Annotated in this window: 24 protein-coding genes and 1 pseudogene; 8 read left to right on the forward strand and 17 right to left on the reverse strand. The window is 67.5% G+C overall.

Going from position 1 to position 25,233, the window contains the following annotated elements:
- Positions 1-65: 65 nt before the first annotated feature.
- The 6 genes from HHL11_RS01980 to HHL11_RS02005 all read right to left on the reverse strand — a co-directional run bounded on the left by HHL11_RS01980 (position 66) and on the right by HHL11_RS02005 (position 9,665).
- Positions 66-2,027 carry a DUF262 domain-containing protein gene (locus HHL11_RS01980; protein ID WP_169416706.1) on the reverse strand — a complete coding sequence of 654 codons (1,962 nt, stop codon included), beginning with the start codon at positions 2,025-2,027 and terminating at the stop codon, positions 66-68.
- Complete coding sequence (locus HHL11_RS01985; protein WP_169416707.1) at positions 2,024-3,499, reverse strand: DUF262 domain-containing protein; 1,476 nt, start codon at positions 3,497-3,499, stop codon at positions 2,024-2,026. The genes HHL11_RS01980 and HHL11_RS01985 overlap by 4 nt, the downstream gene beginning before the upstream one ends.
- A gap of 9 nt (positions 3,500-3,508) precedes the next feature.
- Complete coding sequence (locus tag HHL11_RS01990) at positions 3,509-4,741, reverse strand: hypothetical protein (RefSeq protein WP_169416708.1); 1,233 nt, start codon at positions 4,739-4,741, stop codon at positions 3,509-3,511.
- Positions 4,738-6,249: a DUF2779 domain-containing protein gene (locus HHL11_RS01995; protein ID WP_169416709.1), complete on the reverse strand. Its 1,512-nt coding sequence runs from the start codon at positions 6,247-6,249 to the stop codon at positions 4,738-4,740. Before HHL11_RS01995 ends, HHL11_RS01990 begins: the two co-directional genes overlap by 4 nt.
- Entirely contained in the window at positions 6,246-7,274 is a 1,029-nt protein-coding gene (locus HHL11_RS02000; protein WP_169416710.1) for a helix-turn-helix transcriptional regulator, read from the reverse strand. The genes HHL11_RS01995 and HHL11_RS02000 overlap by 4 nt, the downstream gene beginning before the upstream one ends.
- A gap of 117 nt (positions 7,275-7,391) precedes the next feature.
- Entirely contained in the window at positions 7,392-9,665 is a 2,274-nt protein-coding gene (locus HHL11_RS02005) for an AAA family ATPase (protein WP_169416711.1), read from the reverse strand.
- Positions 9,666-9,749: 84 nt separating this feature from the next.
- On the opposite strand from HHL11_RS02005, the gene HHL11_RS02010 reads away from it, so the two are divergent.
- Positions 9,750-10,229, forward strand: coding sequence for a hypothetical protein (locus HHL11_RS02010; protein WP_169416712.1), 480 nt, complete (start codon positions 9,750-9,752; stop codon positions 10,227-10,229).
- Position 10,230: 1 nt separating this feature from the next.
- On the opposite strand, the gene HHL11_RS02015 is transcribed toward HHL11_RS02010, so the two are convergent.
- From HHL11_RS02015 to HHL11_RS02025, 3 genes are all read right to left on the reverse strand, one after another.
- Entirely contained in the window at positions 10,231-11,340 is a 1,110-nt protein-coding gene (locus HHL11_RS02015) for a hypothetical protein (protein ID WP_169416713.1), read from the reverse strand.
- A gap of 59 nt (positions 11,341-11,399) precedes the next feature.
- The gene (locus HHL11_RS02020) at positions 11,400-13,028 is read right to left on the reverse strand and encodes an AAA family ATPase (RefSeq protein ID WP_169416714.1); all 1,629 of its coding nucleotides are present in this window, start codon (positions 13,026-13,028) and stop codon (positions 11,400-11,402) included.
- A gap of 69 nt (positions 13,029-13,097) precedes the next feature.
- A complete protein-coding gene (locus tag HHL11_RS02025; RefSeq protein WP_169416715.1) occupies positions 13,098-13,655 on the reverse strand; it encodes an SRPBCC family protein in 558 nt (185 codons plus the stop codon).
- 154 nt (positions 13,656-13,809) lie between these two features.
- On the opposite strand from HHL11_RS02025, the gene HHL11_RS02030 reads away from it, so the two are divergent.
- Complete coding sequence (locus tag HHL11_RS02030; protein WP_169416716.1) at positions 13,810-14,760, forward strand: alpha/beta fold hydrolase; 951 nt, start codon at positions 13,810-13,812, stop codon at positions 14,758-14,760.
- Here HHL11_RS02030 and HHL11_RS02035 read toward each other — a convergent pair whose 3' ends face one another.
- From HHL11_RS02035 to HHL11_RS02055, 5 genes are all read right to left on the reverse strand, one after another.
- Entirely contained in the window at positions 14,761-15,420 is a 660-nt protein-coding gene (locus tag HHL11_RS02035; RefSeq protein ID WP_169416717.1) for a DsbA family oxidoreductase, read from the reverse strand.
- Positions 15,421-15,483: 63 nt separating this feature from the next.
- Positions 15,484-15,924 (reverse strand): HepT-like ribonuclease domain-containing protein, encoded by a 441-nt coding sequence (locus HHL11_RS02040; protein ID WP_342593160.1) that lies wholly within the window; start codon positions 15,922-15,924, stop codon positions 15,484-15,486.
- A complete protein-coding gene (locus tag HHL11_RS02045) occupies positions 15,836-16,144 on the reverse strand; it encodes a nucleotidyltransferase domain-containing protein (RefSeq protein WP_169416719.1) in 309 nt (102 codons plus the stop codon). The genes HHL11_RS02040 and HHL11_RS02045 overlap by 89 nt, the downstream gene beginning before the upstream one ends.
- 63 nt (positions 16,145-16,207) lie before the next feature.
- Positions 16,208-17,008: a 2,5-didehydrogluconate reductase DkgB gene (gene dkgB / locus HHL11_RS02050; RefSeq protein ID WP_169416720.1), complete on the reverse strand. Its 801-nt coding sequence runs from the start codon at positions 17,006-17,008 to the stop codon at positions 16,208-16,210.
- A gap of 35 nt (positions 17,009-17,043) precedes the next feature.
- Complete coding sequence (locus HHL11_RS02055; RefSeq protein WP_169416721.1) at positions 17,044-18,237, reverse strand: MFS transporter; 1,194 nt, start codon at positions 18,235-18,237, stop codon at positions 17,044-17,046.
- Positions 18,238-18,398: 161 nt separating this feature from the next.
- Between HHL11_RS02055 and HHL11_RS02060 the strand changes: the two are divergent.
- A pseudogene (locus tag HHL11_RS02060) lies at positions 18,399-18,995 on the forward strand (LysR substrate-binding domain-containing protein); the annotation flags it as partial.
- A gap of 33 nt (positions 18,996-19,028) precedes the next feature.
- On the opposite strand, the gene queC reads toward HHL11_RS02060, so the two are convergent.
- The gene (queC, locus tag HHL11_RS02065) at positions 19,029-19,727 is read right to left on the reverse strand and encodes a 7-cyano-7-deazaguanine synthase QueC (protein ID WP_169416723.1); all 699 of its coding nucleotides are present in this window, start codon (positions 19,725-19,727) and stop codon (positions 19,029-19,031) included.
- A 73-nt stretch (positions 19,728-19,800) separates the two neighbouring features.
- Here queC and HHL11_RS02070 point away from each other — a divergent pair, with 73 nt between their 5' ends.
- Together HHL11_RS02070 and HHL11_RS02075 are read left to right on the forward strand one after the other, a co-directional pair.
- A complete protein-coding gene (locus HHL11_RS02070; RefSeq protein ID WP_169416724.1) occupies positions 19,801-20,664 on the forward strand; it encodes an amino acid ABC transporter substrate-binding protein in 864 nt (287 codons plus the stop codon).
- A 94-nt stretch (positions 20,665-20,758) separates the two neighbouring features.
- Entirely contained in the window at positions 20,759-21,451 is a 693-nt protein-coding gene (locus HHL11_RS02075) for a hypothetical protein (protein WP_169416725.1), read from the forward strand.
- Positions 21,452-21,454: 3 nt separating this feature from the next.
- Here HHL11_RS02075 and HHL11_RS02080 read toward each other — a convergent pair whose 3' ends face one another.
- Positions 21,455-21,982 (reverse strand): DUF937 domain-containing protein, encoded by a 528-nt coding sequence (locus tag HHL11_RS02080; protein WP_169416726.1) that lies wholly within the window; start codon positions 21,980-21,982, stop codon positions 21,455-21,457.
- 184 nt (positions 21,983-22,166) lie between these two features.
- Here HHL11_RS02080 and HHL11_RS02085 point away from each other — a divergent pair, with 184 nt between their 5' ends.
- The gene (locus HHL11_RS02085; protein ID WP_169416727.1) at positions 22,167-22,520 is read left to right on the forward strand and encodes a DUF1428 domain-containing protein; all 354 of its coding nucleotides are present in this window, start codon (positions 22,167-22,169) and stop codon (positions 22,518-22,520) included.
- A gap of 15 nt (positions 22,521-22,535) precedes the next feature.
- On the opposite strand, the gene HHL11_RS02090 is transcribed toward HHL11_RS02085, so the two are convergent.
- Positions 22,536-23,207, reverse strand: a complete 672-nt coding sequence (locus HHL11_RS02090; RefSeq protein WP_169416728.1) for a FadR/GntR family transcriptional regulator — start codon at positions 23,205-23,207, stop codon at positions 22,536-22,538.
- Between the two features lie 170 nt (positions 23,208-23,377).
- Between HHL11_RS02090 and HHL11_RS02095 the strand changes: the two genes are divergently transcribed.
- Together HHL11_RS02095 and HHL11_RS02100 are read left to right on the forward strand one after the other, a co-directional pair.
- On the forward strand, positions 23,378-24,250 hold the full coding sequence (locus tag HHL11_RS02095; protein ID WP_169416729.1) for a fumarylacetoacetate hydrolase family protein: 873 nt from the start codon (positions 23,378-23,380) through the stop codon (positions 24,248-24,250).
- A 26-nt stretch (positions 24,251-24,276) separates the two neighbouring features.
- Entirely contained in the window at positions 24,277-25,233 is a 957-nt protein-coding gene (locus tag HHL11_RS02100; RefSeq protein WP_205964197.1) for a tripartite tricarboxylate transporter substrate binding protein, read from the forward strand.

Consider the following 25,233-nt stretch of genomic DNA (forward strand, 5'->3'; position numbering starts at 1 on the left):
ATGAATGGTCTGGCACCCATGGTGCGGGGATGCCGCGACACGCGGTGTCGCAGCGAGTTCCGAGCCTACGCAGCTTCCGTGGCGCCATTGCAGTACGCATCCAGCTTGTCCACCATGCCCTGCTGATGCGCCGACGCGCGCTCGTCGTTCCACTGGTCGTTGGCGTAGATCAGCTCCATCTTCAGCGAGTCGAGCCGCGTGCGGTTCCGGTTGCGGAAGCGCGTGCGCTTCTCGTCGTAAGGCATGTTGCTGTATTCGGAGTTCACGCTTCGCGACACGAGCGCGAGGTTGCCGAAGGCGTCGAGGCTGTCCTTTGTGACTCGATTGTGGTCCCACGTCGTCGGCGTCTGCGGCGAGATATGCTCGACCGAATTCTTCGCAGTCATGCGGAACCTGCCCCAACGCTCGTCCTGCCGGGCGCGCTGGAACCAGAGCACGAACTCCAGCTTGTAGAACCAGTAGTGCGGAAACCGCACTCCCAGGCGCTGCGCCAGCACTTCGCGATGCACCAGACGGTACTTCCGCCAGGGTTCGACCATGAAGAGCCGGGTCCGCGAGGCCAGGCTTTCCTGCGCATCGGAGCCCAGCAGATGGTTGTCGAGGTGGCGCAGGTAGCGGAAGTACTCAGCCGCGCCCTGGCCGGTGTCGCGATGGATGAACAGTAGCAGCGGCGTGACCCAGTACTGCGTTGTGATCTCCTGCGAGTGGTACAGCATGCTTTGCAGCATCGACAGCTCGCGGTGCGAGTCGTCTTCCCGCGAGCGGCTCATGTACTGCACGCCACGTGTCTCACTGACGCTGATACGCCCGATCAGGTGCACCTCTTCCTCGCCCTGGTCGACCCATTTGATGAAATGCCGGTCGAACAGGACGCGCAGGCGCCAGAGCAGGTCGATGAAGGAGCGCACGTTGGACGCGCGGTCCTCGAGCGCGAGAAAGCGCTCGCCGAACAGCGCGAGCAGCTCGCGGTCCAGGACGCGCGGCAGGTCCTCCAGCCCACGTTCATGCAACCAGATGCGAAGAACGTGCTGCAGGAACAGCGGGAAGCCGAAGATGCTGCGTACTCCGGTCGCGCGCTGTTCCTGGTCCCCGGCTCCGCTCGCGCCTCGCACGTCGTCTTGCCCGGAGTCCTCCAGGATTTCCTGCAGCGTGTAGGCCCGCCCAGGGCCTTCCCCTTCGGGACCGAGCAGTAGCGCCGCCCGCACTGCCGCCGCATCGTCGAGCCGGCCGGCGACGTGCAGGGCCGTCACGTCTCTCTTCTGAAGGCGCGAGACTCCGCAGAGGTTGTCCTCGACATAGTCCTCCATGTCCGCGCAGGCATCCCACAGGGCGACAAATGCAGGCCGTTCCGCCTCCGTCAGCGCATCCAGCATGCGCGCCTTCAGGATCTCATGGTGCTGCAGCTGGACGCCGCGGTTGTTGATCACCTCGAACAGCTTGTTCAGGTCTGTTTCCCGGGGAACGGCGGTGATCACGAACTGGACGCGCTCGAACACGAACTCCGTTATGCCGGCCAGGAAATCCTCCGCGCTGGCGGCGCGCTTGTCGACTTGGTTCTGAAATACCGATTGCATCAGCGCCAGCGCGGCCCGCATGCGCCCGGTACCCTCGGCATCGACCAGAGTCCGTCCCTCCAGGTTCACGGCAAGGCTTTCCATGAACGCATTCACCTCCGGCCGGATGGCGAAGCGCAGGCGCGACTCCACGTGCTCTCCATGCCGGACCCGGAGGAACCCTTCCAGCGCGTGGCGCCATGCGTGCGAGAGCAGCCACAGCGTGGTGAAGCGCTGCTGGCCATCGACCAGGTCGAACTGGCGCCCCTGCATGCTCTCCTGCTCCACAAGTAGGGTGCCTCCGAGGAAGAACAACTGGTCGCGTCGGGCATACGCGTTGCAAAGGTCTTCGAGCAGCGTGCGGACTTGGTCCTCACCCCAGACGTACAGGCGCTGGTAGATGGGGACGCTGAACTGCCATTGCGGGACCTGGGCGGCCAGCTTCGCGAGGCTGAAAAGTTTCGATTCGATCATGCGCGGTGCTCCCGGAGGGCGGCTTCAATCCATTGGCGCTTGTGTTGCAAGGAGTCCGCCTCCTTGTGGAAATAGCGCAGCACTGCCTGCTTGTACCTGGCCTGCACGCCGGAGCCGCTGCGCTGCACCTGCTCCTGGGCGTAGGCTTCGTCGGTCTTGGTGTTTTGCCGCAGGTGCCGGATCACCTGCTCGGGGCGGTAGGCACCGGCGATGACGTCCAGGAGGTTCAGGTCCGCGTCCCGGAAGAACTTTTGCGCCGTTTCCCTGCGCACTTGATCCTGATTCAGCCGGAGCGCGCCCAAGGCGTGCTCCAGCCACAGCGAGAACTCCCACAGCCTGCTGTCCCCGAACTGATCCGCGAACATCAGCAGCGCCAGCACGTGGATCTCGCGCAGGAACAGCGAATTGGTCATCACGAGCGTTTGGTACAGCTCGCGTGCGCGCAGGATTTCCGGCGCTACTGCTTCATCGTGCAGGAGGCGTCGAAGCAGGGCGGCATACTTGTCCGTGTAGAGAAAGAAGCCGATGCCTTTGTGAATTGGCTGCCGGATGGCGAACGGCAGGTCGGTGGGCCGCGAGCCCAGAACGAGTGGCCGCAGCTGGATCTCGCAGGCGCCTTCGGCGTTCAGCGTAAGGGCCGCCCCCATGCGATTGTTTCGCGACGAATACAACGGCACGGTGGCGTGATCTTCTTCGACGGGCCAGGTGTCCCGCTCGAACTCGTGCAGCAATGCGTCATGGCTGGCCGATGCCACCTGCTTGCCTGTCCATGAACGCGCGCGCCACAGGAATTTGCCGAACAGGCTGGCCGTGAACTCCTGCTCGTGCGAAATGACGGTGCTGCCCTGTTGCAGGCCTTCCCAGCGGCGCGCGCAAACTTCCTGCAGACGCTCGCGCTGGGCGCCTTGGGCGCCAGCCACCACGCGCAGGTGATGCGCCTTCAGCAGGTCAGTGGCGTGCAGCGGCACGCCGCGGTTGTTCTGCGTGTCAAAGAAGGTGAACGCCAGATCGACGTCGTCCACCATGACAACCGTGAACACGATGCGGTTGAAGATCTCATCGCAGATGCCAGGTGCTTCCTGCCGATACACCTCGGCTGCGGAGCGGATGCGGCGGGCGGAGGCCGGCGAGTAGGTCATCGCGCAGTTTCCGGGCAAGTTGCCGCGGACGGCAGAGTGCAGCAGGCACAGTGCCGTCAGCCGCTGCTGGCCGTCGATGATGAAGCGCAGCTGCTTGGCATCGTTCCTGTGCAGCAGCACGGTTCCCATGTAATAGTCCGGCTTCGGATCCTGCGTGTCCTGGTACTCGGCCAGATCGAGTGCCAGCTGCTTGATCTTCTCGTCGTTCCAGACGAAGCCTCGCTGGTAGGTGTCGATGGCCAGCGGCAGGCCTTGGCCCGAGAAAAGCTGTGCGAACGTCTGCACACCGACGCTCACGCTGTCTGCCGGTTCAAATGGGGTCTTCGTGTCCATCCTCGCCTTTCAGGGAACCAGCAGGAACACGATCGCGTCCAGCACCGCCAGGTTCGGGATATCGAGCCGCTGGCCGGCGGTGTGCAGCTTGAGCAGCGCACGCCGGGCGAGGTCTTCAACGGCAAGGTAGTAGCTGTCGCGTCCGAGCCTGGTCTTGTCCACAGCGATGCCTTGCTTGGTCAGGAAGTCGGCCCAGCGCGAATCGAGCGGGAGGACGTTCTTCGCCAGGCCGCAGCTGACCAGCACGTTGCGCAACTGCTTCGAGCCGATGCGATGAAACGGCAGGTGGTCCAGCATGGCGCTGGACTTGTCGGAAGTCGCTAGCGAGGCGTCCAGCAGGTGCAGGGTCGAGCCGGGCGTGGCCAGCTCGCCGAATTGCTGCAACGTGGGTGCGGTCGCAGCCGTGATGGCAGACAGCGGATCCGTGTCCTGCAGGTGCCGGAAGTGTTCGTAGAGCCGCACGACCAGGTCGGCGTTCGACTGGACGAAGCGGAAGCCGCGCGTGCCGCCGCTCTTCGCCGGAACCTGCACGGACTTGAACTCGCTGAGCACCCAGGCTTCGAAAGCGGCGGGGCCGAGCGCTGCATTCTTCTTTACTTCAGCGAAGCGGCGAACCAGGTACATGCTGGCAGGCGCAGTGTGGAAATGGTAGGACGGGCTGCCCGGCTTGTACGCTTCCTGGGACGTCGTGCCCGAAACCACGAACTGCCACCAGAGGTCCTGCACGGTAAGGGCCTGGGCGCGGGTCTGAAGGATGATGCGGCGCCTTGCATTCTTCTGCGCGTTCAGCACCGGGGCATCGTCGACTCCCCGCACTTCCTCGTCCACGCGCTGGAGAACGGGAAGGCGAGCGAGCGCATCGGCGAGGATGTCGACGCCCTGCTCCCAGTCCGGCGAGGCGCTCTCCTCCGAAGTGCCGCCCACCATCTTCTGCTCGTTGCGCCAGCCGTCGCGTCCGGCCGAAACGCCGATCGATTCCTGTGCACGCAGGAAGGTGAATACCACCTTACCGGCGTTCGGATGCTCCTCGGGGAGGACGCGGTAGTCCTGGATCGTGCCGCCGAAGTACGAGGGCTCGCCGCGTTTTTCGTGAAAATGAATGCGCCCGCCGACCAAGGCTTTCGCGCGCGTCTCGGAGACGATCCAGTCTCCGCTTTCCCACAAGGTGTTGTTTCCAGGTTGAACCGGCTTCATGCTCCGGTTCTTTTCGACGAAGTGAATTTGCAGGTTGTTTTCCGTCATGGTTCGTTCGTGTCGGGATGGAACTGTTGCCAGATGCGGACCATTGCGAAGGTGTCCAGTTCGCAATAGCGTGAAAGCTGATCGCGTAGTTGGTTGCGGCGGGTTGCGCTCGTTTGCGATGCGATGGCCTCGATGTAGGCCTGCTGTGCTTCTCCTCCATCGCGCACGCCGGCGAGGTCGTCGTAGCGAAGGTCGGGCACCATCGCCGGCAGCACTCTCTTGATGCTCCAGCTCCCCTGCTGCTCTGGGTGGTAGTAGTGCTCCTTCGCCACCGGCAACAGGTCGACCAGCCGGTTCGCGATGCGCAGCAGCGGCAAGCGCAGCTCCGCGAAGCGCTCGGCCAGTTCAGCGATCCGGCCGCGTTCGAAGCCCTTGTTGTACGCAAAGATCGGCCCCGGCGCCTCGCACGCGTCCACCAGGGCCCGCGCGAGCGCATGGCTCGGGTCCGTGCCGGTCAGGTCGAGGAATCCGCTGTGCGTCAGCGCACCAGCGGCATCCAGCCGATGCAGCGAAAATTGAAACGGGATCTGCTGATAAGGCCGCGTGCCCGCCCAGCGCGGAACGGCAAAGCCGATCGTTTCGAAATCGAGGAAGAGCGCGGGCAAAGGATGCGCGGCAAGAGCACTCGCTGCGCCTTCACGGTCGAAGAACACCTGCCCTTCCAGCATCTGCCGCTTCACCCGCAACTGCCGCTCAGACAGCAGCGCGTCCGGCACGTCCTCCATGCTGCGCACGCCGTTCTGCGCGATGTGTTCCTTCAGCGCCTCCGACCGGATGCCCGGAAGCCAGTGCACGGGAAACTCCACGGTGCCTTCGGCCGCGACGAGCTGCTGCTCGCAATGGCCACGGAACCCGCAGTCGAAGGGCGCGCCGCAATGCCCGCCCATGCGCTGCGCGGGTTCGTCCCCGTCGACGACGTCGTGCGCGGAAGCGATCCACCGTGGCACCTCGGCCTGCAACGTGCCGACCCGCCCGCTCACATCCACTTCCTTCAGCAGGCCGCGCCGATCCGCCCCGCCCGGATAGACCCACTTGCTGTCGATGTGCGCCACCGAAACGCGCGACACGCGCAGCCCCGCCCGCGTGGCGATGTGGAATTGGATCGCTGCATCCTCGACGTGATAGTCCTTCACCTGGGTCGAGGACTTCACCTCCACCATGTGCCACGAACCATCCGGCTCGGGCAACAGCACGTCGGCCAGCGAAAGCGCGCCGCGCTCGCCCTCCTTCACGCTGAACCCCGCCTCGAAGATCGGCCGCCGCTGCGCCAGCAACTCCTGCGTGCGCGCCAGCACGCCACCGATGCCGATCTCGCCCGGGTCCAGCGTCGTGCCGAGGTCCTGCGGGTCATAGATACGCCGTGCCACATCGCCGACCTCGTGGCCTGCCGCGAAGCTCGCGGCGGTCGACGAAGAATCCGCCCGCAGCTCCGGCTGGTGCACCTCCAGCCACAGCCGCTTGGGGCATTGCCGCCAGGCAATCAGCTTCGACTTGGAAAGCGTCCTCACGCGGCCACCTGCATCCGGTGCGGATGCACGGCCGCCGCCAGCGCCTCGGGCGCAAGCACGGTCACGTCCTCGCCGAATCCGCGCAGCCACCAGGTCAGGCGCAGCGTCGAGAGCACCGTCGCCCGCAACCGGTAGCAGTCGCCCTCTTCCCAGGCCTGCTGGTCGTCGGACAGCCGTGACTCCAGCAGGTGCAGCCCCGCGCCCTTGCGGATGCGGATCTCCAGCTCGATGGACTCGTCCTGGCTGAAGGCGAAGCCGCCTTCGCCTTCGTAGCGCGCGAGATCGAAATCGGCCGGCCGCGGAAAAGGCAGGCCTGTGTCCTGCACCTTGTGCATGCGGTGCAGCGCCAGCTGGCGGTTGTCGTTGAAGCCGCCGAAGCGGCACACCAGGTACAACCGCTCACCCTGCTGCGCCAGCCCCAGCGGCAGCACGCTGCTGCGCACGATGTGGCCGGCGGAGTTCTCGTACTCCACGTCCAGCTTGTGATTGAAATACAGCGCGCGGCTCACGGCGCCGAAGACGCCGGGCCGGATGTCGGGCGGCAGCAGCGGCTGCGTGCTGCTCACCACCCGCACCTTGTCCATCCATTCGCCGGCCGGGGCCTGGCGCGCATCCAGCAAGAGCTTGTCCCGCGCCTGTGCGAAGAAAGGTTGCATGGACTGCATCACTTCCGCGGGCAGCAGCGTCTGCAGCTGCCGCTCCGCGAGAGCAAGCACCAGCGATTCGGGCTCCGTCAGCCCGGGCACGGACAGCCCGCGGGCCAGGTCTTTCCAGCGATAGCCGTAAGGCCGCTCGCGGTCGTCGCGCTCGATGTCGAAGTGGCCGGAGAGTTCGTCCAGCTGCCGCTGCACGGTGCGCAGGTCGCGTTGCCAGCCGGCGTCCTGCAGCTGCTGCCACAGTTCCCGGGCGGTGACCTTGCGGTTGCGCGGGATCCGCTTCAGCAGCTCCAGCGTGAAGGCGAGCGTTTCCAGCGAGGCCGGGCGCGCACGCGTCCGGGCCTGCCCCCGCCGAGTCCCTGTTGTCATTTATTCTTGCTCCACCTGCCGGAACGGCATCCTAGGGAAGTAACCGCATGTAAGCAATACGCCAATCGTGGGATGTTGCGGCGTATCCACGATCGTTCCACTTTCTGGAGCGTGGCATCAGACGAAGCCGATCCCGCCGCGCCGCGCACCCGGTTTGGTCGCGTGTTCGGCCTCGAGCTCGCCCACCCAGCCGTCCGCGTCCAGCTGCAATTGCAGCGCCGTCACGCGCCGCACGACGTTGGCGAAGTCGCCGGGCGTGAGCTGGTCCAGCCGTTGCAGGCGGGCCAGCACCTCGGGCGCCAGTGCCGGGCGTGCATCCTGGCCGGACCAGCCGAGCGCGGTTTCGCAGAACAACGCCTCGCGCTGGTCGCCGCGCAAGGCCAGCATCTCCAGCCGGTACTCGAAGCGGCGCAGCAGCGCGGCATCGATGTGGCGGCCGAAGTTGGTGGCGCAGACGAACACGCCCTGGAAAGCTTCCACCTGGCGCAGGAATTCCGCCGTCACCGCCACTTCGGCGCGCTGGCCCGAAGCCTCGCGCGCGGCCAGCAGCGTGTCGGCCTCGTCCAGGAACAGCACTTCGCCCTGAGGCTCGCATTCCTCGAACATGCGCGCCACGTTGCGCTCGCTCTGCCCGAACCACATCGAGTTGATGTCGGACGCGGTGCGGTACACCAGCTCGCGGCCCAGGCGCTGCGCGATCTCCGCCGCGAACTGCGTCTTGCCGGTGCCGGGCGGCCCGCTCAGGAGCAGGCGGCCGCGCCCCAACCGCTCCAGTCCGCCCATCACCGCTTCGGCGCCCACGGCGCCTTGCGCATGCAGGTAGCGCAGGTCGAAGCGCGTGGAGCGCTCGGGCACGCTGGAGCGCAGCTTGCTGCCCATGGCCCGCAGCATGTCGTGCAGCATGGTCTTGACGCCGGTGTCGGCCTGGTCGCCGGACAGCCTGGCCAGCCGCGTGAAGCTCGCGGCCGAAGCCACCAGCGCCGGCGACACGTTGGGGTCCGAGGCCACCGCCTCCACCAGTTGCGGCGTGCAGCCCAGGGGCTCCAGGTGGCGCCGCGCCACCTCGCGCCGCACCTGGCGCGGCGTGGCCGGGAATTCCAGGCAGTAGGTGAAGCGCCGCAGGTAGGCCGGGTCCAGGTGGTCGATGCGGTTGCTGATCCAGACCACCGGGTGCACGTTGCGTTCCAGCAGGCTGTTGATCCACGACTTGCTGTCGTCGCGCTGGCCGAACATGCGCCCCAGCGGGTTGTTGTATTCGGCCTGGAAGATGTCCTCGGCCTCGTCCAGCACCACGACGCTGCGGCCCTTGGGGGCGAACACTTGCGTGAGCATCAGGCTGGCCAAGCGGTCGTCGCGCGAGGCGGGGTCGCCGTCGGCGTCCATGTCGGCCACGGCGAAACCTTCGGCGCCCAGGCGCTGCACCAGCTGCGCCGCGTACTGCGTCTTGCCGGTGCCCGGCGCGCCATACAACAGGATGTTGACGCCGCCGCTGCGCGTGGCCAAGGCCCGCGCCAGCGCGGCCTGCAGCAGCTGGCTGCGGCTTTCCAGGTGCGGCCAGGCGAGCGCCTCGCCCGGTGCGGCCAGCCGCCGCAGCACGATGTGCGCCATGGCTTCGGGGCTGGGCGAGCGCGAGGTGAGCAGCAGCATGCCCAGGCGCGACAGCCGCAGCATGTCCTCCAGGTCGTTGCGGCCGTTGAAGCTGGAGGAGTCCAGCACGCCGCTGCGCAGCAGCGCGGAGCTGCGCCGCATCATCGAGCGCACTTCGTGTTCCGCGGCTTCGGGCAGCATCGCGTTGATCGCCGGCGCCAGCCGCCTGGAACTGGCGGAGTTGGCAAAAGGCGTGGGCCCGATGGTGCTGGCGTGCACCGAAGCGGCGAGCTGCAGGTAGTTGCGCTCCGGCGCCGTCAACGCCAGCAGCTCGGCGAGCACCTGCACGTTGCGGTCCGACGGCAGCAGGATGCGTGCGGCGCGCTGCGCGAGTTCGGACTCCACTGCGTCGAACAGGGCGCGAAAGCGCGTGCGTCCCAGCACCAGCCCTTCGCCCAGGATCATGAGGATGCCGCTGTCGGGCGGCAGCAGCGGCAGGTGCCCGCGCCGCCGCGCGCAATCGCGGCGCCACTGTTCCACGGCTTCCACCGCGGCAGGGTTCGGCGGACGCGGGACACCGCGCCGGCCGGCCGGCAGCGGCGCATCCGCCAGAGAGGCGAGCAACAGCGTGCGCTGCCGCCGCAGCATGGGCCAGAAGGGCAGCGCCACCGAGGCGTAGTCGGACTCGTTCTCGCGCACCCGCACCGCGCGGTAGATGCGCAGCAGCGCCAGGCACACGCGCACGTTGGCCAGCTGCTCCGGCTTGCTGCCCTCGGGGCGCCATTCGCCGTCCCTGAATCCCATCGAGTCTCCTGTTGCAAGGGGGAGCCGGCAGTGTCCGCAGGCTTGCGACACGTTGCGTCGCACCGCTGCCTACAGTCCGCAGCCATGAAGACCGACGATCTCCTTTGCCGCGCCCTGCTGAAGTCCGGCCTCGCGCCCCGTTTCGTCCGCATCGGCCTGGCGCGCAGCGTGCTGTATCCCGCCGGCGTGCATTGCTGCGACCTCCCCATGCGTGAAGGCGCGACGGCCGCGGAACTGCGTTTCGCCGCCAGCGAGCTGGGCCTGCCGCGCGTGGAGCTGCTCCTGCTGCTGCCCGAGCTGCAGCAGGCCGACACTGTGGCCTTGTACGAGCGCGTGCAGCACCTGTGGATGCTGGACTGGCCGTGCCACTTCTCGCGGCTGGAGCGCACGCGCCAGATCCAGGTGCGCGCGCAGGTGTTCACGGGCGTGGCGCCGGAAGCGGGCGAGCCGCTGCTGGACGACATGCCCGTCGCCCGCGACGTGGCCGGCCTCGTGCAGTGGCTGCGCACCAGCTACGCGGCCGCGCGCACCCTGCTGCGAGCCTATGCCGGGCAGGTCAGCTGATTCAGCGCGTCAGCCACACCGGCTGCGGCGGCACCGTCGCCGTGGCGTCGGCCGCCGGAGCGAGGAAGGGAAAGCGCTCCAGCAGCCGGTCCACCGTCCTCGGCGCGACGTCGTCCACTTCGATGTCCAGTCCGAGCGCCAGCGCGGCGCGCAGGTCCTTGCATTCGTAGCGCACGCCTTCCCAGACCGGCCGGTGCACCGCCAGCGCCTGTTCGAGCAGCGTGAGCTGGTGCACTTCGCGCGTGCTGGGCGGATTGGCCATCACGTCGCGCAGCGTCCAGCGCAGCTTGCGGTCCACGTCGTACAGCAGCATGTCGAACCACGGGTCGATGGGGGTGCGCTGCTGGAAGCGATCGCGCAGCCAGCGGTCGATGCGCTCGCGGGCGGCTTCGGCGGCCAACTGGCGATCCGGCCGCTGGCACGGGTCCGCGTCCTGTTCGACCTGCAGCGTCTCCTCGGTGAAGGTGCGGATCGCCGCCTGCCGCAACAGTTCCAGCGCGGCGCTGCCTGGGGGCAGGTCCACGCAGTCCCAGCGATACATGCGGGCCAGCACGAAGGCCGTGAACTGCTCCAGCACTTCCGCGGACGGCATCTTCACGCGGCGCACGTGCGGTGACGGCAGCACCTGGTTGGGCTGCAGCTGGCGCAGGCAGGCTTCGCACGTGCCGAACACGGCGAGCAGCATGTTGAGCGTGGCCTCGCGCTGGGCGAACACGATGCTGGAATCGATCTCGAGGCCGTTGACCTCGTGGTAGCCGCTGAAGATCAGCGTCTGCTGCACGACCAGCGCACCCTCCGGGGCATCGAAGTGCACCGACGCGAGTCCGCGCCGGTTGACGTCGTTGGCCGCGCGAAAACCTTTGTCTTCGGGCAAGCTCGCCGGCACGGAGACGCGCAGCTTGATGTGCGGCATCTCGTGGATGGGAACGCTCGCGCTCGCTTCCATCTCCATCCAGGCGCCGTCGTCCTCGAAGCGGAAAGCGTCGGTGATGCGATCGACGAGGGTGCCGCGCTCGATGGCGAAGCCGTCGCCGGGCGAGCGCCACGACAGGCCCTGGTAGAAGGTGGCGCGCAGCAGCGCGCTGGTGAGGATGTCGGTGAACAGCAGCAAGAAGCCTCCTTTTGGGGAGGCCATCATCCCGGCGCGCGCGACGCGCCGTGTCGCAGGATCTAGCCTGCGCGTGCCATCAGCAGTTGCGCGGCCGGTTCGCTGAGCACGCATTCCACGCGGAACTGCGCGCGCGTGAAGCCGACGAAGAGCTTGCGCAGCTCCTTCTCGCCCAGCTCGGCGAACTCCACCTCGCACAGCACCACCACCGGAGCGCTCTGGCCCTTGAAGCGGTACACCGTCTCGGCCAGCAGGTCGCCCTGCGTGAACAACGCGTTGCCGGCCTTGTCGTATTCGCCGCGGAAACGCCGCGTGCGAAGCCCGGCCAGCGCTTCGGCCTTCAGCACCGCGGAGTTCTGCAGGCCGGCGAAGCTGATGACGGCGATCTGTTCCGGCTGCATGCCCTGCCCCAGGAGCTGCCGGATGCAGTCTTCCGTTGCACGCAGCCCCGCGCCTGGCGCATGGGTGTGGAAACCGGGCACGTCACCGGCGAAGGGCGAGCGCGCCTGCACCGCCTGCGGCGCCAGGCGCAGCATGTTGATCGCCTCCACCACCTTGCGCGGGCTGCGGAAGTTGTCCATGCAGCGGATCGCCACGGCATCCGGCAATGCGAAGCCGTCGCGGGCATAGACCTGCTGCGCGGGGTCGCCCATCACGTAGGCGCGTCCCTGCGGCGCGAGCAGGCCCAGCAGCGCCTGGACCCAGGCGGGATCGAAGTCCTGGTGCTCGTCGACCACCAGCAGGTCCCAGCGGGCCTGCGCCGTCGCTGCGTCATCCGCAAAGCTGGAGGCCAGGCGCTCGTGGATGCCCGGCTGGCGGAAGTCCGGCTCCTCGCCCTGGCGGCGCGCATGCTCCACCGCCAGTTCGTGGAAGGTGGTGACCACGCAGGAACTCGGGGCGATGCGCGCCATGTGGTCCGCCAGCGGGCGGTTGAAGCACACGTAGGCGCTGCGCTGACGCGCCGCATGCGCGTCGCGCAGCAAGGCCAGGGCCAGTTGCGTCTTGCCGGAGCCGGCGGTGGCATCCACCACGTACAGGCCGGAATCGTGCTGCACCGAAGGCACCCAGGTCGCCAGGCCGGACGCGAGCGCCGCGGATGCACGCTGCACCTGGCCCACTTGCACGGAGACATCCGGCACCACGTGGAAGCGGTTGGCGAGGAAATCCAGCAACCGCCCGCGCGCTTCATCGCCCACGGCCTGCCAGGGCACCAGCTGCTGCACGCGTGCACAAAGCTGTGCCCATGCCGCTGCATCGACGATGCCTTCGGGCGTGTGCGCGAGCACCGGCGCCTGCAGGTGGTGATCGGGCAACACCAGCAATGTGCCGGCGCGAACGTCGCGCAGGCTGGCGTCCTTCAGCCGCGAGAGCAGCGCCGCATGATTGCGCCGCAGCTGCGCGCCGATGTCCGAGGTTTCATTTCCATAGCGCTTGACGAGTCCGCGGTCCTGCTCGTCGATTGCGCCGGCCTTCACTTCCACCAGCAGCAGGAAGCCACCGGGCGAGACCACCGCGATGTCCACCTCGCCCACCTGCGGGCGGCCGTTGAAGACGGAAGCCCAATCGAGGTTGTGGAACACGTCCCAGCCGCCCGGAAGGCCATCTTCCAGCTCGCGCAGTACGTCGAGTTCGCGATAGGCGCCGGCGGTCAGCGCGGACCTGGCATGCAGCGTGGGGTGAAGGACGGCCATGGCAGCGCATTCTGCGGCATGGCGTGTCGAGACCTTCCGACCCCCTATGTGGGCCGCAGGCGCGGTGCCTCAGTGCTGCGCCGCGCTCCCGTCCACGGAGCCGGGCCAGGCGCCCGACTCCCTGCCGCGGCGTTCGATCATCTGCTTGAAGTTCAGCAGGTTGCGCTTGGCCTCGAGCTTCATCGCGCCGAACGCATCGCCGATTCTTTCGTCCAGGCCCTGCGGGCCGTAGACCATGCGCAGCGTCACGCGGGTGCGGCCTTCGGCGACCTTGTCGAAGGTGACCACGCCGATGCTCATGGGGCCGTTGAGGCTGCGCCACGCGATGCGCTGGTCGGGGATCTGCTCGGTGATCTCGGCATCCCACTGTTTGGCCTTGCCGGCCACCTTGGCGTTCCAGCGCAGGTGCGTGTCATCAAGCTGCTGCACCTTCTCCACGCTGGCCATGAACTGCGGGAACTCCGCGAACTGCGTCCACTGGTCGTAGGCCGCGCGCACGGGCACGTCGACTTCCATCGACGACTCGACCTCCGAGAGGGAGCCGCTGGACATGGAGTCCTTCAGCTTCCGGGACAACAGGACGCCGCCATAGGCGACGGCGCCAAGGGTGATGAGCTTGCCGAGCATGTCGAGGTCCTCTCTGTGCATTCCGCGACAGCGACTGTTGCACGCGGGAGTCTCGGCGGTTTGTAGGAGAAGCTTGTCATCCCCTCATGAGGTGACGCCCGGCCCGTCCAGCTTCGCTTAGCGTGCAGCCTTGTCCAGCCAGGAGGACCAACACATGAGCGAAACGAGATTTCTACGCGCACTGGGGATCGGACTCATGATCGCCGCGTGCATGGCGTTGCTGGCTGGCTGCCAGGCCTGGCCAGGCGCGGCCGGTCCCCTGCAGGTCAAGCAGGCCAACGTCAACGGCGCGACCCTCACCTATGAGGAGCAAGGCGCGGGCGCGCCAGTCGTCTTCGTCCACGGTTGCTGCACGGACTACCGCGCGTGGGATGCGCAGCGCCAGGCGATTGCGCCGCACTACCGCTTCATCGGGTTGAACCTGCGGTACCACGGGACGGCGCCGTGGCCGGACGACGGATCGAAGTATTCGATCCAGACGCACGCGGAGGATATTGCCGCTTTCATTCGCGGCTTGAACGCCGGTCCGGTGGATCTGGTTGGCTGGTCGTATAGCGGCCTGATCGTGATGCTGGTGACGGTGGAGCATCCCGAGCTGGTGCGCAGTCTCACCATCCACGAGCCGGGCACCGTGGCTTACGTCACCGATCCCGCAACCCTCAAGGCAGCCGTCGATGACCGCACGGCGATGTTGGGGCCCGTCGTTGCGGCTGCGCGGGCCGGCGACGCCGCGGGCGCCGCCCGGCTCGTGCCGGTCGCCGTCAATCAGCAACCTGATTTCTGGGATACCGCAACGCCGGACACGCGGGCCATGTTCGACGACAACGCGCGCACGATCCGGTTGGCCCTGGTGGCGGCGCCGCCACCGCCGGCGATGCCGTGCGACCAGCTTCGGCAGATCAAGGTTCCGGTCCTGATCACCGACGGCGCGGATACGCGAGCCTTCTACCGGCTTGCGGCGCAGGGAGCCGTCGCCTGCATTCCTGGCGCCCAGCTTGTTGATATCCCGGGCGGGCGCCACTTGGCAATCATCCAGCAGCCGGACGCTTTTAATGCGGCCGTCCTGCAGTTCCTCGTCAAGGCGGGTTCGCAGCCGAGGCCGTGATCAGGCGAGCGTCCGCCGCATGGCCTGCAGCAACAGGGCGGGCGGCTGCGCGCCGGCGACCGCGAAAGCTCCACAGAACACGAAGTACGGGACGCCTTGGCCAGTGCTGCCGAAGGACTCCTGCGACAGTTGCGGCAACCACGGCAGGTCATGGCGCAGCAGCGCGTCGGGCCGGCCAGGCGTTTCTACGCCGCAGGCCTGCAAGGCTTCGCGCAGGATCAACGGGTCGCCGATGTCCTGGCCCTGCAGGAAGTAGCGCGAGAACAGGTCCTCGACCAGCGCCGAAGCTGCGTCTGCGCCCTGGTGCTGCCGCGCGAATTGCACGAAGCGGTGCGCGAGGATCGTGTTGGGGAAGGTCTCGATCTTCTCGAAGGCCAGTGTCAGCCCCGCCGCTTCCGCGGCCGCCCGCACCTGCGCTTGCCGCATGGCCACGGCCTGGGGGCTGCCCAGGCGCGCGATGTAGAACTCGCGATAGGGAACGCCGCCCAGCGGCGTGTCCGGGATCAGCGGGAAGGACCGCCATTCCACCGCGACGTCCACCTCGGGCAGCTCGCTGCGCAGCTGCGTGATGGCAGCCTCGAGGTTGCGCTTGCCGATCAGGCACCAGGGGCAGATCAGGTCGAAGGAGACGTCGATGGAGAGAGTGGTGGGCGCGGACATGGCTGGAAGGGATGATGGACCCTCAGCGGCCGCGGGACCCTCTTCTTCGAGAGGGGGACGGCCTCAGTTGGTCTTGCCTTCGCTTCCGAGCTCGATTAGCAGCTCTTCCACCGCTTGCCGCAATAGCGGCAAAGAATCATGGATTGCGCTCCAGACGGTGTCGTGCCTGACGTTCGCGTAGCCGTGAATCAGCAGATTTCGGAACGCGACGATCTTCGGTAAGTCGGGCACGCGAGCCGCGAGAGCGGGCTCGGACTTGGATAGCTGGCTGAGCGATTCTCCAATCACTTCGAACTTGCGCTCCACCGCTGCTCGGACCAGCTCGGACGCAACATAGGCGCTCGCGTCCATCCCATTCACAAAAGATTGAATCGACCCCGATGCTTCCTGCACGTCCCACAACCAGGCGCGAGGATCACGCGGCATAGACAATCTCTCGTTCCCTGTTGATGTCTGCCATGACGTAAGGATTTCGCACGGCGCCTGACTCGACCAGATCGACATTGCGCTGGAGCAGTCGCTCCAGCGCCGCCTTCAGGCCGAAATAGGAATCGAGCCCCTTCCGTCCGCCTGGCACGAACTCGACGAGAAAGTCCGCGTCGCTCGTCGCTGGATCGAAGTCGCTCCCCCGCGCAGCGGAGCCGAACACTTCCAGCTGCCGGACGTGATGCTGTCGGCAGATGCTGGAAATGTCAGCGAGCTTCTGTTCGATCAGAGGGTGCACTGGGGCCTTTCCCGGTTGGGCACGTCCATCGTAGCAGCTAGCTCCTGCCCCGGTGCACAAGGCTCAATCCCACGCCGGCGCCAACCCCGCCGGATTCGTCACCCTCTCGCCGCGATCCAAACCTGTGATCAGCGCCATCTCCCCCTCGGTCAGCCGCAGCTCACGCGACTTGAGATTGCTCGCCAGGTTCTCCCGCTTCGTCGACGACGGAATCACCGAATACCCCAGCTGCATCGCCCAGGCCAGCGCCACCTGCGCCGGCGTCGCGCCGTGCGCCTGTGCGATGGCGGCGATCACCGGGTCCTTCAGCACGCGGCCATAAGCCAGGGTCTGGTAGGAAGTGACGTGCACATCGTGTGCAAGAGCGAACTCCGCCAGCTTGCGGTTCTGGAGGTAGGGATGCAGCTCCACCTGGTTGGTCGCGATCTCGCCGGCGCCCACGGCGGCAATCGCCTGCTGCAGCAAGGCAATCGGGAAGTTAGACACGCCGATCTGGCGCGTCAGGCCCTGCGCCTTCGCCTCGGCAAGCGCGGCCATGTATTCGGGCAGCGGCACGGCATTCTTCGGCGACGGCCAGTGGATCAGCACCAGGTCCGCCTGCTCCGTGCGCAGCTGCTGCAGGCTCTCCTTCAGGCTGGGGACCAGGCGGCCGAAGTTCTCGACCCAGATCTTGGTGGTGAGGAACAGCTCCTGCCGCGGCACGCCGCTCTCGGCGATGGCCTGGCCGACGTCGGATTCGTTGCCGTAGATCTGCGCTGTGTCGACGGCCCGGTAACCCAGTTGCAGCGCTTCACGCACGGAGGCGCGCACGACCTCGCCTTGCAGGCGGAAGGTGCCGAGGCCGAAAGGAGGAATGGTATTCATGGTGAGTCCTTGATAGCGACGAAGTGAAAACGGCATCAGCGGCAGGGCGATGCGGCCAGCCGGACCGGCGCCGCGCGGCGGTCCAGCCGGCCGCTCCAGTGCGTCAGCGCCAGCGAGAACAGCACGACCACGGCGCCGATCCACGGCGTGTGCATCAGGCCCAGCCGCGCGACGATCTCGCCGCCGGCCCAGGCCGCGGCCGCGATGCCGAGGTTGAACGCAGCGATGTTCAAGGCCGAGGCAACGTCCACGGCTCGCGGCGCGACGATCTGCGCCTGCTGCACCACGTAGACCTGCAGCCCCGGCACGTTGCCGAAAGCGACGGCGCCCCACAGCAGCACGGTGGCCACCACCAGCCACGGATGCGGCGCGGTCCACTGCAGCAGCAACAGCACGGCGGCCAGCAGCGCGAAGATGATGCGCAGCGCGGGGATGGCGCCCAGCCGGTCGGCGAGGCGGCCGCCCCACAGGTTGCCGATGGCGACGGACACGCCGTAGACCAGCATCACCCAGCCGACCACGCTTGCATCGAGGCCAGCGACGTCGGTGAGGATGGGCGCGAGGAAGGTGAAGGGGATGAAGCTGCCGCCGTAGCCGACGGCCGTCATCGCGTACACCAGCAGCAGCCGCGGTTGCGCCAGCACGCGGGCCTGCGCGCTCAAGGGCGCGGCAGCGGATTGCGGCAGCTTGCGCGGCACGAAGATCAAGCTGCCCACGAAGGCCAGCACGCCCAGCGCGGCCACCGCCAGGAAAGCTTCGCGCCAGCCGAAGTGCTGGCCGATGAAGGTGCCCAGCGGCACGCCCGTGACCAGGGCGACGGTGAGGCCGGTGAACATCGTCGCGATCGCGGCGGCGGCCTTCTCGCGCGGCACCAGGCCGGTGGCGATGGTGGAACCGACCGAGAAGAACACGCCGTGCGCCACGCCGGTCAGCAGGCGTGCCGCGACCAGCGCGCCGTAGCCCGGCGCATGCCAGGCCAGCAGGTTGCCCAGCGCGAACAAGGCCATCAGGCCCAGCAGCAGCGGCTTGCGCGGCACGCGCGCTGTGAGCGCCGTGACCACGGGCGCGCCGATGGCGACGCCCAGCGCGTACAGGCTGACCAGCAGCCCGGCGGAAGGCAGGCCGACGCCGAGGTCGGCGGCGACGGTGGGGATGAGGCCGACGATGACGAACTCCGTCGTGCCGATGGCGAATGCGCTGAGCGCCAGCGCGAGCAATGCGATTGGCATGGTGCTTGTGGACCTTTGGGGGAAGGCCAGGATGTGGAGGCGCAACCCTTGCAGAAAAAGCCGTGCTCGCGCCAAAGATTCTTGCGCCAGAATCAACAATCATGGAATCCACCCTGGACGAACTGCAGGCGCTGGTCGCCGTGGCCGACGCCGGCTCCATCGCCGCCACGCCCTTCATGCTGCATGCCATCGCGCCGCTGGTGCCGGAGTTTCGCCGTGCCTGGCCGCGCATCGAGCTGGAGCTGGACACCGACGAACTGAACATCGATTTGCTGGAGCGCCGCACCGACGTCGCCATCCGCATCGGCGCGCTGCGCGATTCCAGCCTGCACGCGCGGCCGCTATGCACCAGCAAGATCCGCGTGCTGGCCAGCCCCGCCTACATCGCGGCGCATGGGCAGCCGAAGAACGTGGCGGCCCTGGCCGGCCACACGCTCCTGGGTTTCACGCAGCCCGAGTCCCTCAACCGCTGGCCACTGCGTGGCGGCGATGCAGACGGCCTGGTCATCACGCCGTCCTTACGCGCCTCCAGCGGCGAGACGCTGCGCCGCCTGGCGCTGGAAGGCGTGGGCATCGTCTGCCTGTCGGACTTCATGACCGCGGGCGACCGCGCCGAGGGCGCGCTGGTGCAGGTGCTGGCGCGCGAGACCGTGGACGTGCGGCAGCCGATCCAGGCGGTGTACTACCGCAACACGCAGCTGGCGGGACGCATCCGCTGCTTCCTGGACTTCCTCCAACAACGGATGTCGCCCAAGTAGGATGCGCAGCTCCGCTGCGCACCGCTCGACCTGCTACGCCTTGCCGCTATACGCTTGCCACCCCCGAGCTCGCAGCTCGCAGGCAGGACAGGTCCCGCAGCCATAGCCCCAGTCGTGCAGCGTGTGGTGGTCGCCCAGGTAGCAGCTGTGCGTGCCGGTTCGGACCAGTTCCACCAGCGGCTCGCCACCCAGCTGCTCCGCCAGCTGCCAGGTGCGCGCCTTGTCCAGCCACATCAGCGGCGTCTCGATGACGAAGCGCTGGTCCATCCCCAGGCCCAGCGTCACTTGCAAGGCCTTCAGCGTGTCGTCGCGGCAATCCGGGTAGCCGGAGTAGTCGGTCTCGCACATGCCGCCCACCAGCACGCTCATGCCGCGCCGGTAGGCGATGGCGGCCGCGAAGGTGAAGAACAGCAGGTTGCGCCCGGGCACGAAGGTGTTGGGCAGGCCGCCCTGTGCAAACGCGATGGCCTTGTCGGCCGTCAGCGCCGTGTCGCTGATCTGCCCCAGCACGCCGAGGTCCACCATGTGGTCCTGGCCCAGCCGGGGCGCCCATTGCGGAAACTGCCGGGGCAGGTCGGCCAGCAGGGCCTGGCGGCAGTCCAGCTCCACGCGGTGCCGCTGGCCGTAGTCGAAGCCGATGGTCTCCAAGTGCTGGTAGCGGTCCAGCGCCCAGGCGAGGCAGGTGGTGGAGTCCTGGCCGCCGGAGAAGAGCACGAGGGCGTGGGTGTGCATGGCGGGACTGTACGCGCGCCGATGGGACTTTCGTCCAATACGACTTGGCGCGGCCAAGCCCGACAGTCGCGCCATGTCACGCCTCCACCACCTCCTCTTCGCGGCGCTGTGCCTGGCGCCATCCCTCACTTTGGCGCAGGTCCCCGCCGACAGCCGCCTCAAGAAGGTGCAGGACAGCCATGCCATCACCCTGGCCTACCGCACCGACGCCCTGCCCTTCTCCTACGAGAACGCGGACAAGAAGCCCGAGGGCTACACGATCGACCTGTGCAAGGCCGTCGTCGCCGGCATCGAGCAGCAACTGGGCACCGGTCCGCTCAACGTGAAGTGGGTGCCGGTGACGACGCAGAACCGCTTCACCACCCTCGCCAGCGGCCAGGCCGACATGGAATGCGGCGCGAGCACCGTGACGCTGGCGCGCAAGAAGGAAGTGGGCTTCTCGTCCCTGATCTTCCTGGACGGCACCGGCCTGCTGGTGATGAAGGCCACGCCCGGCTATTCGCTGATGGCGCTGAACGGCAAGAAGATCGGCGTGATCACCGGCACCAGCAACGAGCGCGCGCTGGCCGACGCCCTGAAAGGCATGTCCGTGTCGGCCACCGTGGTGCCGGTGAAGACGCGCGAGGAAGGCCTGCAAGGCCTGGAGTCCGGCGCCTTCGACGCCTTCGCCAGCGACCGCCTGCTGCTGCTGGGGCTGCTGGCCAAGGCCAAGGACCCGACCAACATGGCGCTGCTGTCCGAAGCCCTCTCCTACGAGCCCTACGCCATCGCGCTGCCGCGTGGCGACTGGGCGCTGCAGCAGGCCGTGGACGCCGCGCTGGCGCAGGTCTACTCCAGCCCCGCGCTGCAGGAGATCTACACGCGCTGGTTCGGCGGGCTGGGGGACCCGAGCCCGGCGATGATGGTGATGTTCGGGTTGGGGCGCTTGCCCGAATAAGCCGCAAAGCGGCCGGGGCGTTGCGTCAAGGTCCCGTCCTGCCTGGTGTTTCTACGGATGAGCTAAAGTCCGTAGTGACACCCGACAAGAACAAATGAAGACGCAAGCTTGGCTTTCCCTCGTCGCTTTGGCCGCCCTCACCGCCTGTGTCGGCAACAACAACAACAGCGGCGAAGGCAACGCCGGCGAGTGCCTGGGAAGCGCCCAGGCCTGCAGCGGCGGCGAGACCAACAAGGGAGTCCCGGCCACCTTCTTCTCGAAGTCCGGCACGGGTGCCGGGGTCGTCACGCTGCCGAACATCACGCGGCTTCGCATCCGCGGCACCACGACCGGCGCCTCCGCCGAATTCGCCGTGTGGATCGGTGACCGGCTGGTGGTGGGCGAGACGGTCGGCTCGCACAACGTCCCCGCTGGTTTCGACGGCGTCTTCGTGGTCAAGCCCGGCGAGACCGTGAAGATCACGCAGGCCGCCAAGGTCGCCTGGTCGCTGGACGAAGTGGCGCCGGAGCCCACGCCCTCCACGGCCGGCATCTTCGGCCGGTCGGACACCGACGCGGACGTCTTCCGTCTGCCGGCGAAGCCCATGCGCCTGCGCGTGCAGGCACTCTACCCCGGTGCGCGGCAACGCTTTGCCGTGTGGGCCGATGGCACCCGCCTGCTGGTCAACGAATCCCTCGGCACCAGCCAGAACCCGCCGGCGTACGAAGGCACGATCCAGGTGAAGGGTGGCGAGGTGATCGAGGTCCGAAGTGCGAGTGGCGTGACCTGGAGTTTCAAGCAGCAATAGCTGCTAGCGCCCCAGCTTCCCCACCATCCGCAGCACGTCGTCCAGCACGCCCTGGCCGGACGACTGGCCGGCGCCACCCAGCAGGCCGCCCAGCAACCCGCCGAGGCCACCACCGCCCTCGCCGGCGCCTTCGGCATGGCTCTTCGACAGGAAGCCGGTGACGACCATCGCCAGCAGCGGCAGCATCTTCTTCAGCAGCTCCGGGTCGAGCCCGCTGTTGCCCGCGGCTTCGTGCGCGACGGAACGGCTCACGTCCGGCGAGCCGAAGATCTGACCCAACGCCTCGTTGCCGGCACTCGGGTCCGTGGGCTGTGGCGACAGCACCTGATCCAACAGGCCACCGCCGCCCAGCGAGGAGAGCAAGTCCGGCAAGCCGCCGCCGCCTTCCTGCGCCGCGCGCTGCTGGAAGGCGCCCAGGATGGCCGGCCCCAGCGCCTGGGCGCCGGCTTCGGCCTGCTCCTGGCTGATGCCCAACTCCTTTGCGATGGACGACAGGCCGCCGGACTGCGCCAGCAGATCGGTGATGTTCATGGCTTGCTCCTTGGTCCCGCGAACGCCGGAGCCCATCGTAGTGGTGGAAGGTGGGCAGTAGCGTGACGGAACGTTGCGATGCTGGACGGTGCCAGTGCAGCAACCCTGATGTCGAAATCGGCGTCCTTCGTTCGTCATGCTTGCAGGCGGCGGCATCGTGCCGCTGCCGACCCAGGAGCCATGCATGAACTATGTCGATGGATACGTCCTCGCCGTTCCCACCGCAAACAAGGAGGCCTACCGCAAGCTCGCCGAGAGCGTCGCTGCCGTGTTCAAGGAGAACGGCGCGCTCTCCGTCACCGAATGCTGGGGTGACGACGTGCCGGAAGGCAAGGTCACCTCGTTCCCCATGGCCGTGAAGCGCAAGGAGGACGAGACGGTCGTGTTCTCCTGGATCACCTGGCCCTCACGCGCGGCCCGCGACGAGGGCATGAAGAAGTCCATGGAGCATCCGCTCATGAAGGGCGGCATGGGCAACGCGCCCTTCGACGGCCAGCGCATGATCTTCGGCGGCTTCCAGGTGATCGTCAGCGCCTGAGGGCGCGCGCGCCTCTCAGGGCCGCAGCAGGTTGCGCTGTACGCGCAGCAGGTGCTCGGTGGCGACCGCGCGTGCCTCGTCCATGTCGCGGCGCTTCAGCGCCTGCACCAGCTGGCGGTGTTCGGCCTGGTACTGCAACCGGCGCTCGGGGGTGACGCTGCGCTTCTTCAGCACGCCCCACTCGCCCTGGTTGCGCACCTGGTTCATCAGCTGGAAGACGTTGGTGACGAAGCTGTTGTGGGCGGCGGCGGCGATCACCTCGTGCAGCATGCCGTCCCAGTGCTCGAAGTCTTCGAGCGTGATCGCCGCTTCGGCCTTCTCGCAGCACGCGTCCATCTGCTCGAAGTCCGCCGCGGTGGCGTTGCCGATGACCATGTCGAGGATGGCCGGCTCCAGCGCGAGCCGCGCCTCCATCAGCTCCGCCGGGCTGGTCTGGCGCACGGGCGCGGCCGCTGCGATGCCGTTGACCACGGCGCCGGCCTGCTCCGTCACGTAGGTGCCGCTGCCCACTGTCTGGCTGATGGCGCCCAGGTCCTTCAGCTCCTGCAGCACGCGGCGCACGCTGGTGCGGCTGATGGTGAATTGCTCGCACAGCGCGCGCTCGGTGGGCAGGCGGTCGCCGGCCTGCCAGCGGCCGGCGCGCAGGCTGCCCAGGATGTAGTCGCGCAGGCCCGATGCGGTGTTCAACGCCAATTCCTTCTTCGTTCTCAACCAAATCATACCAATTCGGCGACGCCAGCAATCTCTCAGGAACGCGCTTGACCGCGGCGGCCATTGGCCTATCATCGCGAGCCGATTTGGTTGTTATTGGTTCGCGATCGAAACCAATCGACGCGGACGTATCTGGAGAGTTTCGAATGCGCATCGCTACCTTCGTCGCCGGCGGCCGCCGGCAAGTGGGCCAGGTGTCGGCCGATGGCCAGCAGGTCACGCCCTTCCAGCTGTCGCCCGAGGCCGCGCAACGTGGCGCCCAGCCCCTGGTGGAAGCGGCCGCCCGCGGCGAGCCGCTGCCTGCCCTGGCAGCCGCCAGCCTGCCCATCGCCTCGGTGAAGCTGGAAGCGCCCATCCCGCTGCCGCGCCGCAACGTCTGGTGCGTGGGCCGCAACTACCACGCGCACGCCAAGGAACTGGCCGCTTCCGTGTTCAAGGACAACGCGGCCAACGTGCAGGAGTGGCCCATCGTCTTCACCAAGGTGCCCGAGACCGTGACCGGCCCGAGCGACACCGTCGCCCTGCCCGGCGCCGCCGTTTCTTCGCAGATCGACTACGAAGCGGAACTGGTGGTGGTCATCGGCCGCGGCGGCAAGAACATCGCCAAGGCCGACGCCATGAAGCACATCTTCGGCTACACGATCTGCAACGACGTGACGGCCCGCGACGTGCAGATGCGCCACCAGCAATGGGACATGGGCAAGAGCTTCGACACCTTCTGCCCGATGGGCCCGTGGATCGTGACGGCCGACGCCATGGACGGCCGCCACACGCACGTGCGCTGCTGGGTCAACGGCGAGCTGCGCCAGGACGCGCCCACCGAGAACATGATCTTCGACATCCCGACCTTGATCGAGACCGTGTCGCGCGGCATCACGCTGCTGCCCGGCGACCTCATCGCCACCGGCACCGCGGCCGGCGTGGGCATGGGCTTCAAGCCGCCGCGCTACCTGAACGCCGGCGACGTGGTGCGCATCGAGATCGAAGGCATCGGTTCCATCGAGAACAAGTTCGCCTGAGCCAATAAACAAAAGAGGAGACAAGGATGATCATCGCCCGCCGCCTGCTGCTTGCAGCCCTGGCCGCCACCGCCGCCACCGGCGCTTTCGCGCAAAGCGACTACCCGAACAAGCCCGTCAAGATCATCGTGCCCTTCGCGGCCGGTGGGCCGGCGGACAACTTCGCGCGCGTCATCGCGCAGCGCCTGGGCGATTCGCTCAAGCAGTCCTTCGTGGTCGAAGACCGGCCGGGCGCGGGCTCGGTGATCGGCACCGACGCCGTCGCCAAGTCGCCGGCCGACGGCTACACGCTGCTGCTGATGTCCAACACGCACACGGTCAACGAGACGCTGATCGCCAACAAGCCCTTCAAGCTGATGACGGACTTCGTCGGCGTCGCGCCGATCAACTCGTCCGACCTGATGCTGGTGGTGCACCCCTCGGTGCCGGCCAAGACGCTGCCGGAGCTGATCGCGCTGGCCAAGTCCAAGCCGGGCAAGATGAACTACGCGTCCTCGGGCAACGGCACGCCGTACCACATGGCCGGCGAGCTGTTCAAGCACCTGGCCGGCGTGGACATCGTGCACGTGCCGTACAAGGGCAGCTCCGGCGCCCGCACCGACGTGATGGGCGGCCAGGTCGACATGATGTTCGACGCCGTGACCACCATGGCGCCCATCGCCAAGGAGGGCAAGGTGCGCGCGCTGGCCACCACCGGCCTCACCCGCACCACCGACCTGCCCACCGTGGCGGAGACCGTGCCCAACTACGAAGCCACCATCTGGCTGGGCCTGATGGCGCCCAAGGGCACGCCGCAGGCGATCGTCGACAAGCTCAACGCCGAAGTGCGCAAGATCGTGGCGCAGCCGGACGTGAAGGCTTCGTGGGCCAAACAGGGCGCGATGCCCATGTCGATGACGCCGGCGGAGTTCACCACCTACCTGAACCAGGACATCGCCAAGTGGGGCACGATCGTCAAGGCGGCAGGCATCAAGCCGGAGTGA

The sequence above is a fragment of the Ramlibacter agri genome, from assembly GCF_012927085.1.
Classification (GTDB): domain Bacteria; phylum Pseudomonadota; class Gammaproteobacteria; order Burkholderiales; family Burkholderiaceae_C; genus Ramlibacter; species Ramlibacter agri.

What these genes read in the sequence shown, in the direction of transcription:
- HHL11_RS01980 (WP_169416706.1), bottom strand. Translation starts at nt 2,027, where the DNA reads ATGATCGAATCGAAACTTTTCAGCCTCGCGAAGCTGGCCGCCCAGGTC.
- HHL11_RS01985 (WP_169416707.1), bottom strand. Translation starts at nt 3,499, where the DNA reads ATGGACACGAAGACCCCATTTGAACCGGCAGACAGCGTGAGCGTCGGT.
- HHL11_RS01990 (WP_169416708.1), bottom strand. Translation starts at nt 4,741, where the DNA reads ATGACGGAAAACAACCTGCAAATTCACTTCGTCGAAAAGAACCGGAGC.
- HHL11_RS02000 (WP_169416710.1), bottom strand. Translation starts at nt 7,274, where the DNA reads ATGACAACAGGGACTCGGCGGGGGCAGGCCCGGACGCGTGCGCGCCCG.
- HHL11_RS02005 (WP_169416711.1), bottom strand. Translation starts at nt 9,665, where the DNA reads ATGGGATTCAGGGACGGCGAATGGCGCCCCGAGGGCAGCAAGCCGGAG.
- HHL11_RS02010 (WP_169416712.1), top strand. Translation starts at nt 9,750, where the DNA reads ATGAAGACCGACGATCTCCTTTGCCGCGCCCTGCTGAAGTCCGGCCTC.
- HHL11_RS02020 (WP_169416714.1), bottom strand. Translation starts at nt 13,028, where the DNA reads ATGGCCGTCCTTCACCCCACGCTGCATGCCAGGTCCGCGCTGACCGCC.
- HHL11_RS02025 (WP_169416715.1), bottom strand. Translation starts at nt 13,655, where the DNA reads ATGCTCGGCAAGCTCATCACCCTTGGCGCCGTCGCCTATGGCGGCGTC.
- HHL11_RS02030 (WP_169416716.1), top strand. Translation starts at nt 13,810, where the DNA reads ATGAGCGAAACGAGATTTCTACGCGCACTGGGGATCGGACTCATGATC.
- HHL11_RS02035 (WP_169416717.1), bottom strand. Translation starts at nt 15,420, where the DNA reads ATGTCCGCGCCCACCACTCTCTCCATCGACGTCTCCTTCGACCTGATC.
- HHL11_RS02040 (WP_342593160.1), bottom strand. Translation starts at nt 15,924, where the DNA reads ATGTCGATCTGGTCGAGTCAGGCGCCGTGCGAAATCCTTACGTCATGG.
- dkgB (WP_169416720.1), bottom strand. Translation starts at nt 17,008, where the DNA reads ATGAATACCATTCCTCCTTTCGGCCTCGGCACCTTCCGCCTGCAAGGC.
- HHL11_RS02055 (WP_169416721.1), bottom strand. Translation starts at nt 18,237, where the DNA reads ATGCCAATCGCATTGCTCGCGCTGGCGCTCAGCGCATTCGCCATCGGC.
- queC (WP_169416723.1), bottom strand. Translation starts at nt 19,727, where the DNA reads ATGCACACCCACGCCCTCGTGCTCTTCTCCGGCGGCCAGGACTCCACC.
- HHL11_RS02070 (WP_169416724.1), top strand. Translation starts at nt 19,801, where the DNA reads ATGTCACGCCTCCACCACCTCCTCTTCGCGGCGCTGTGCCTGGCGCCA.
- HHL11_RS02075 (WP_169416725.1), top strand. Translation starts at nt 20,759, where the DNA reads ATGAAGACGCAAGCTTGGCTTTCCCTCGTCGCTTTGGCCGCCCTCACC.
- HHL11_RS02080 (WP_169416726.1), bottom strand. Translation starts at nt 21,982, where the DNA reads ATGAACATCACCGATCTGCTGGCGCAGTCCGGCGGCCTGTCGTCCATC.
- HHL11_RS02085 (WP_169416727.1), top strand. Translation starts at nt 22,167, where the DNA reads ATGAACTATGTCGATGGATACGTCCTCGCCGTTCCCACCGCAAACAAG.
- HHL11_RS02095 (WP_169416729.1), top strand. Translation starts at nt 23,378, where the DNA reads ATGCGCATCGCTACCTTCGTCGCCGGCGGCCGCCGGCAAGTGGGCCAG.
- HHL11_RS02100 (WP_205964197.1), top strand. Translation starts at nt 24,277, where the DNA reads ATGATCATCGCCCGCCGCCTGCTGCTTGCAGCCCTGGCCGCCACCGCC.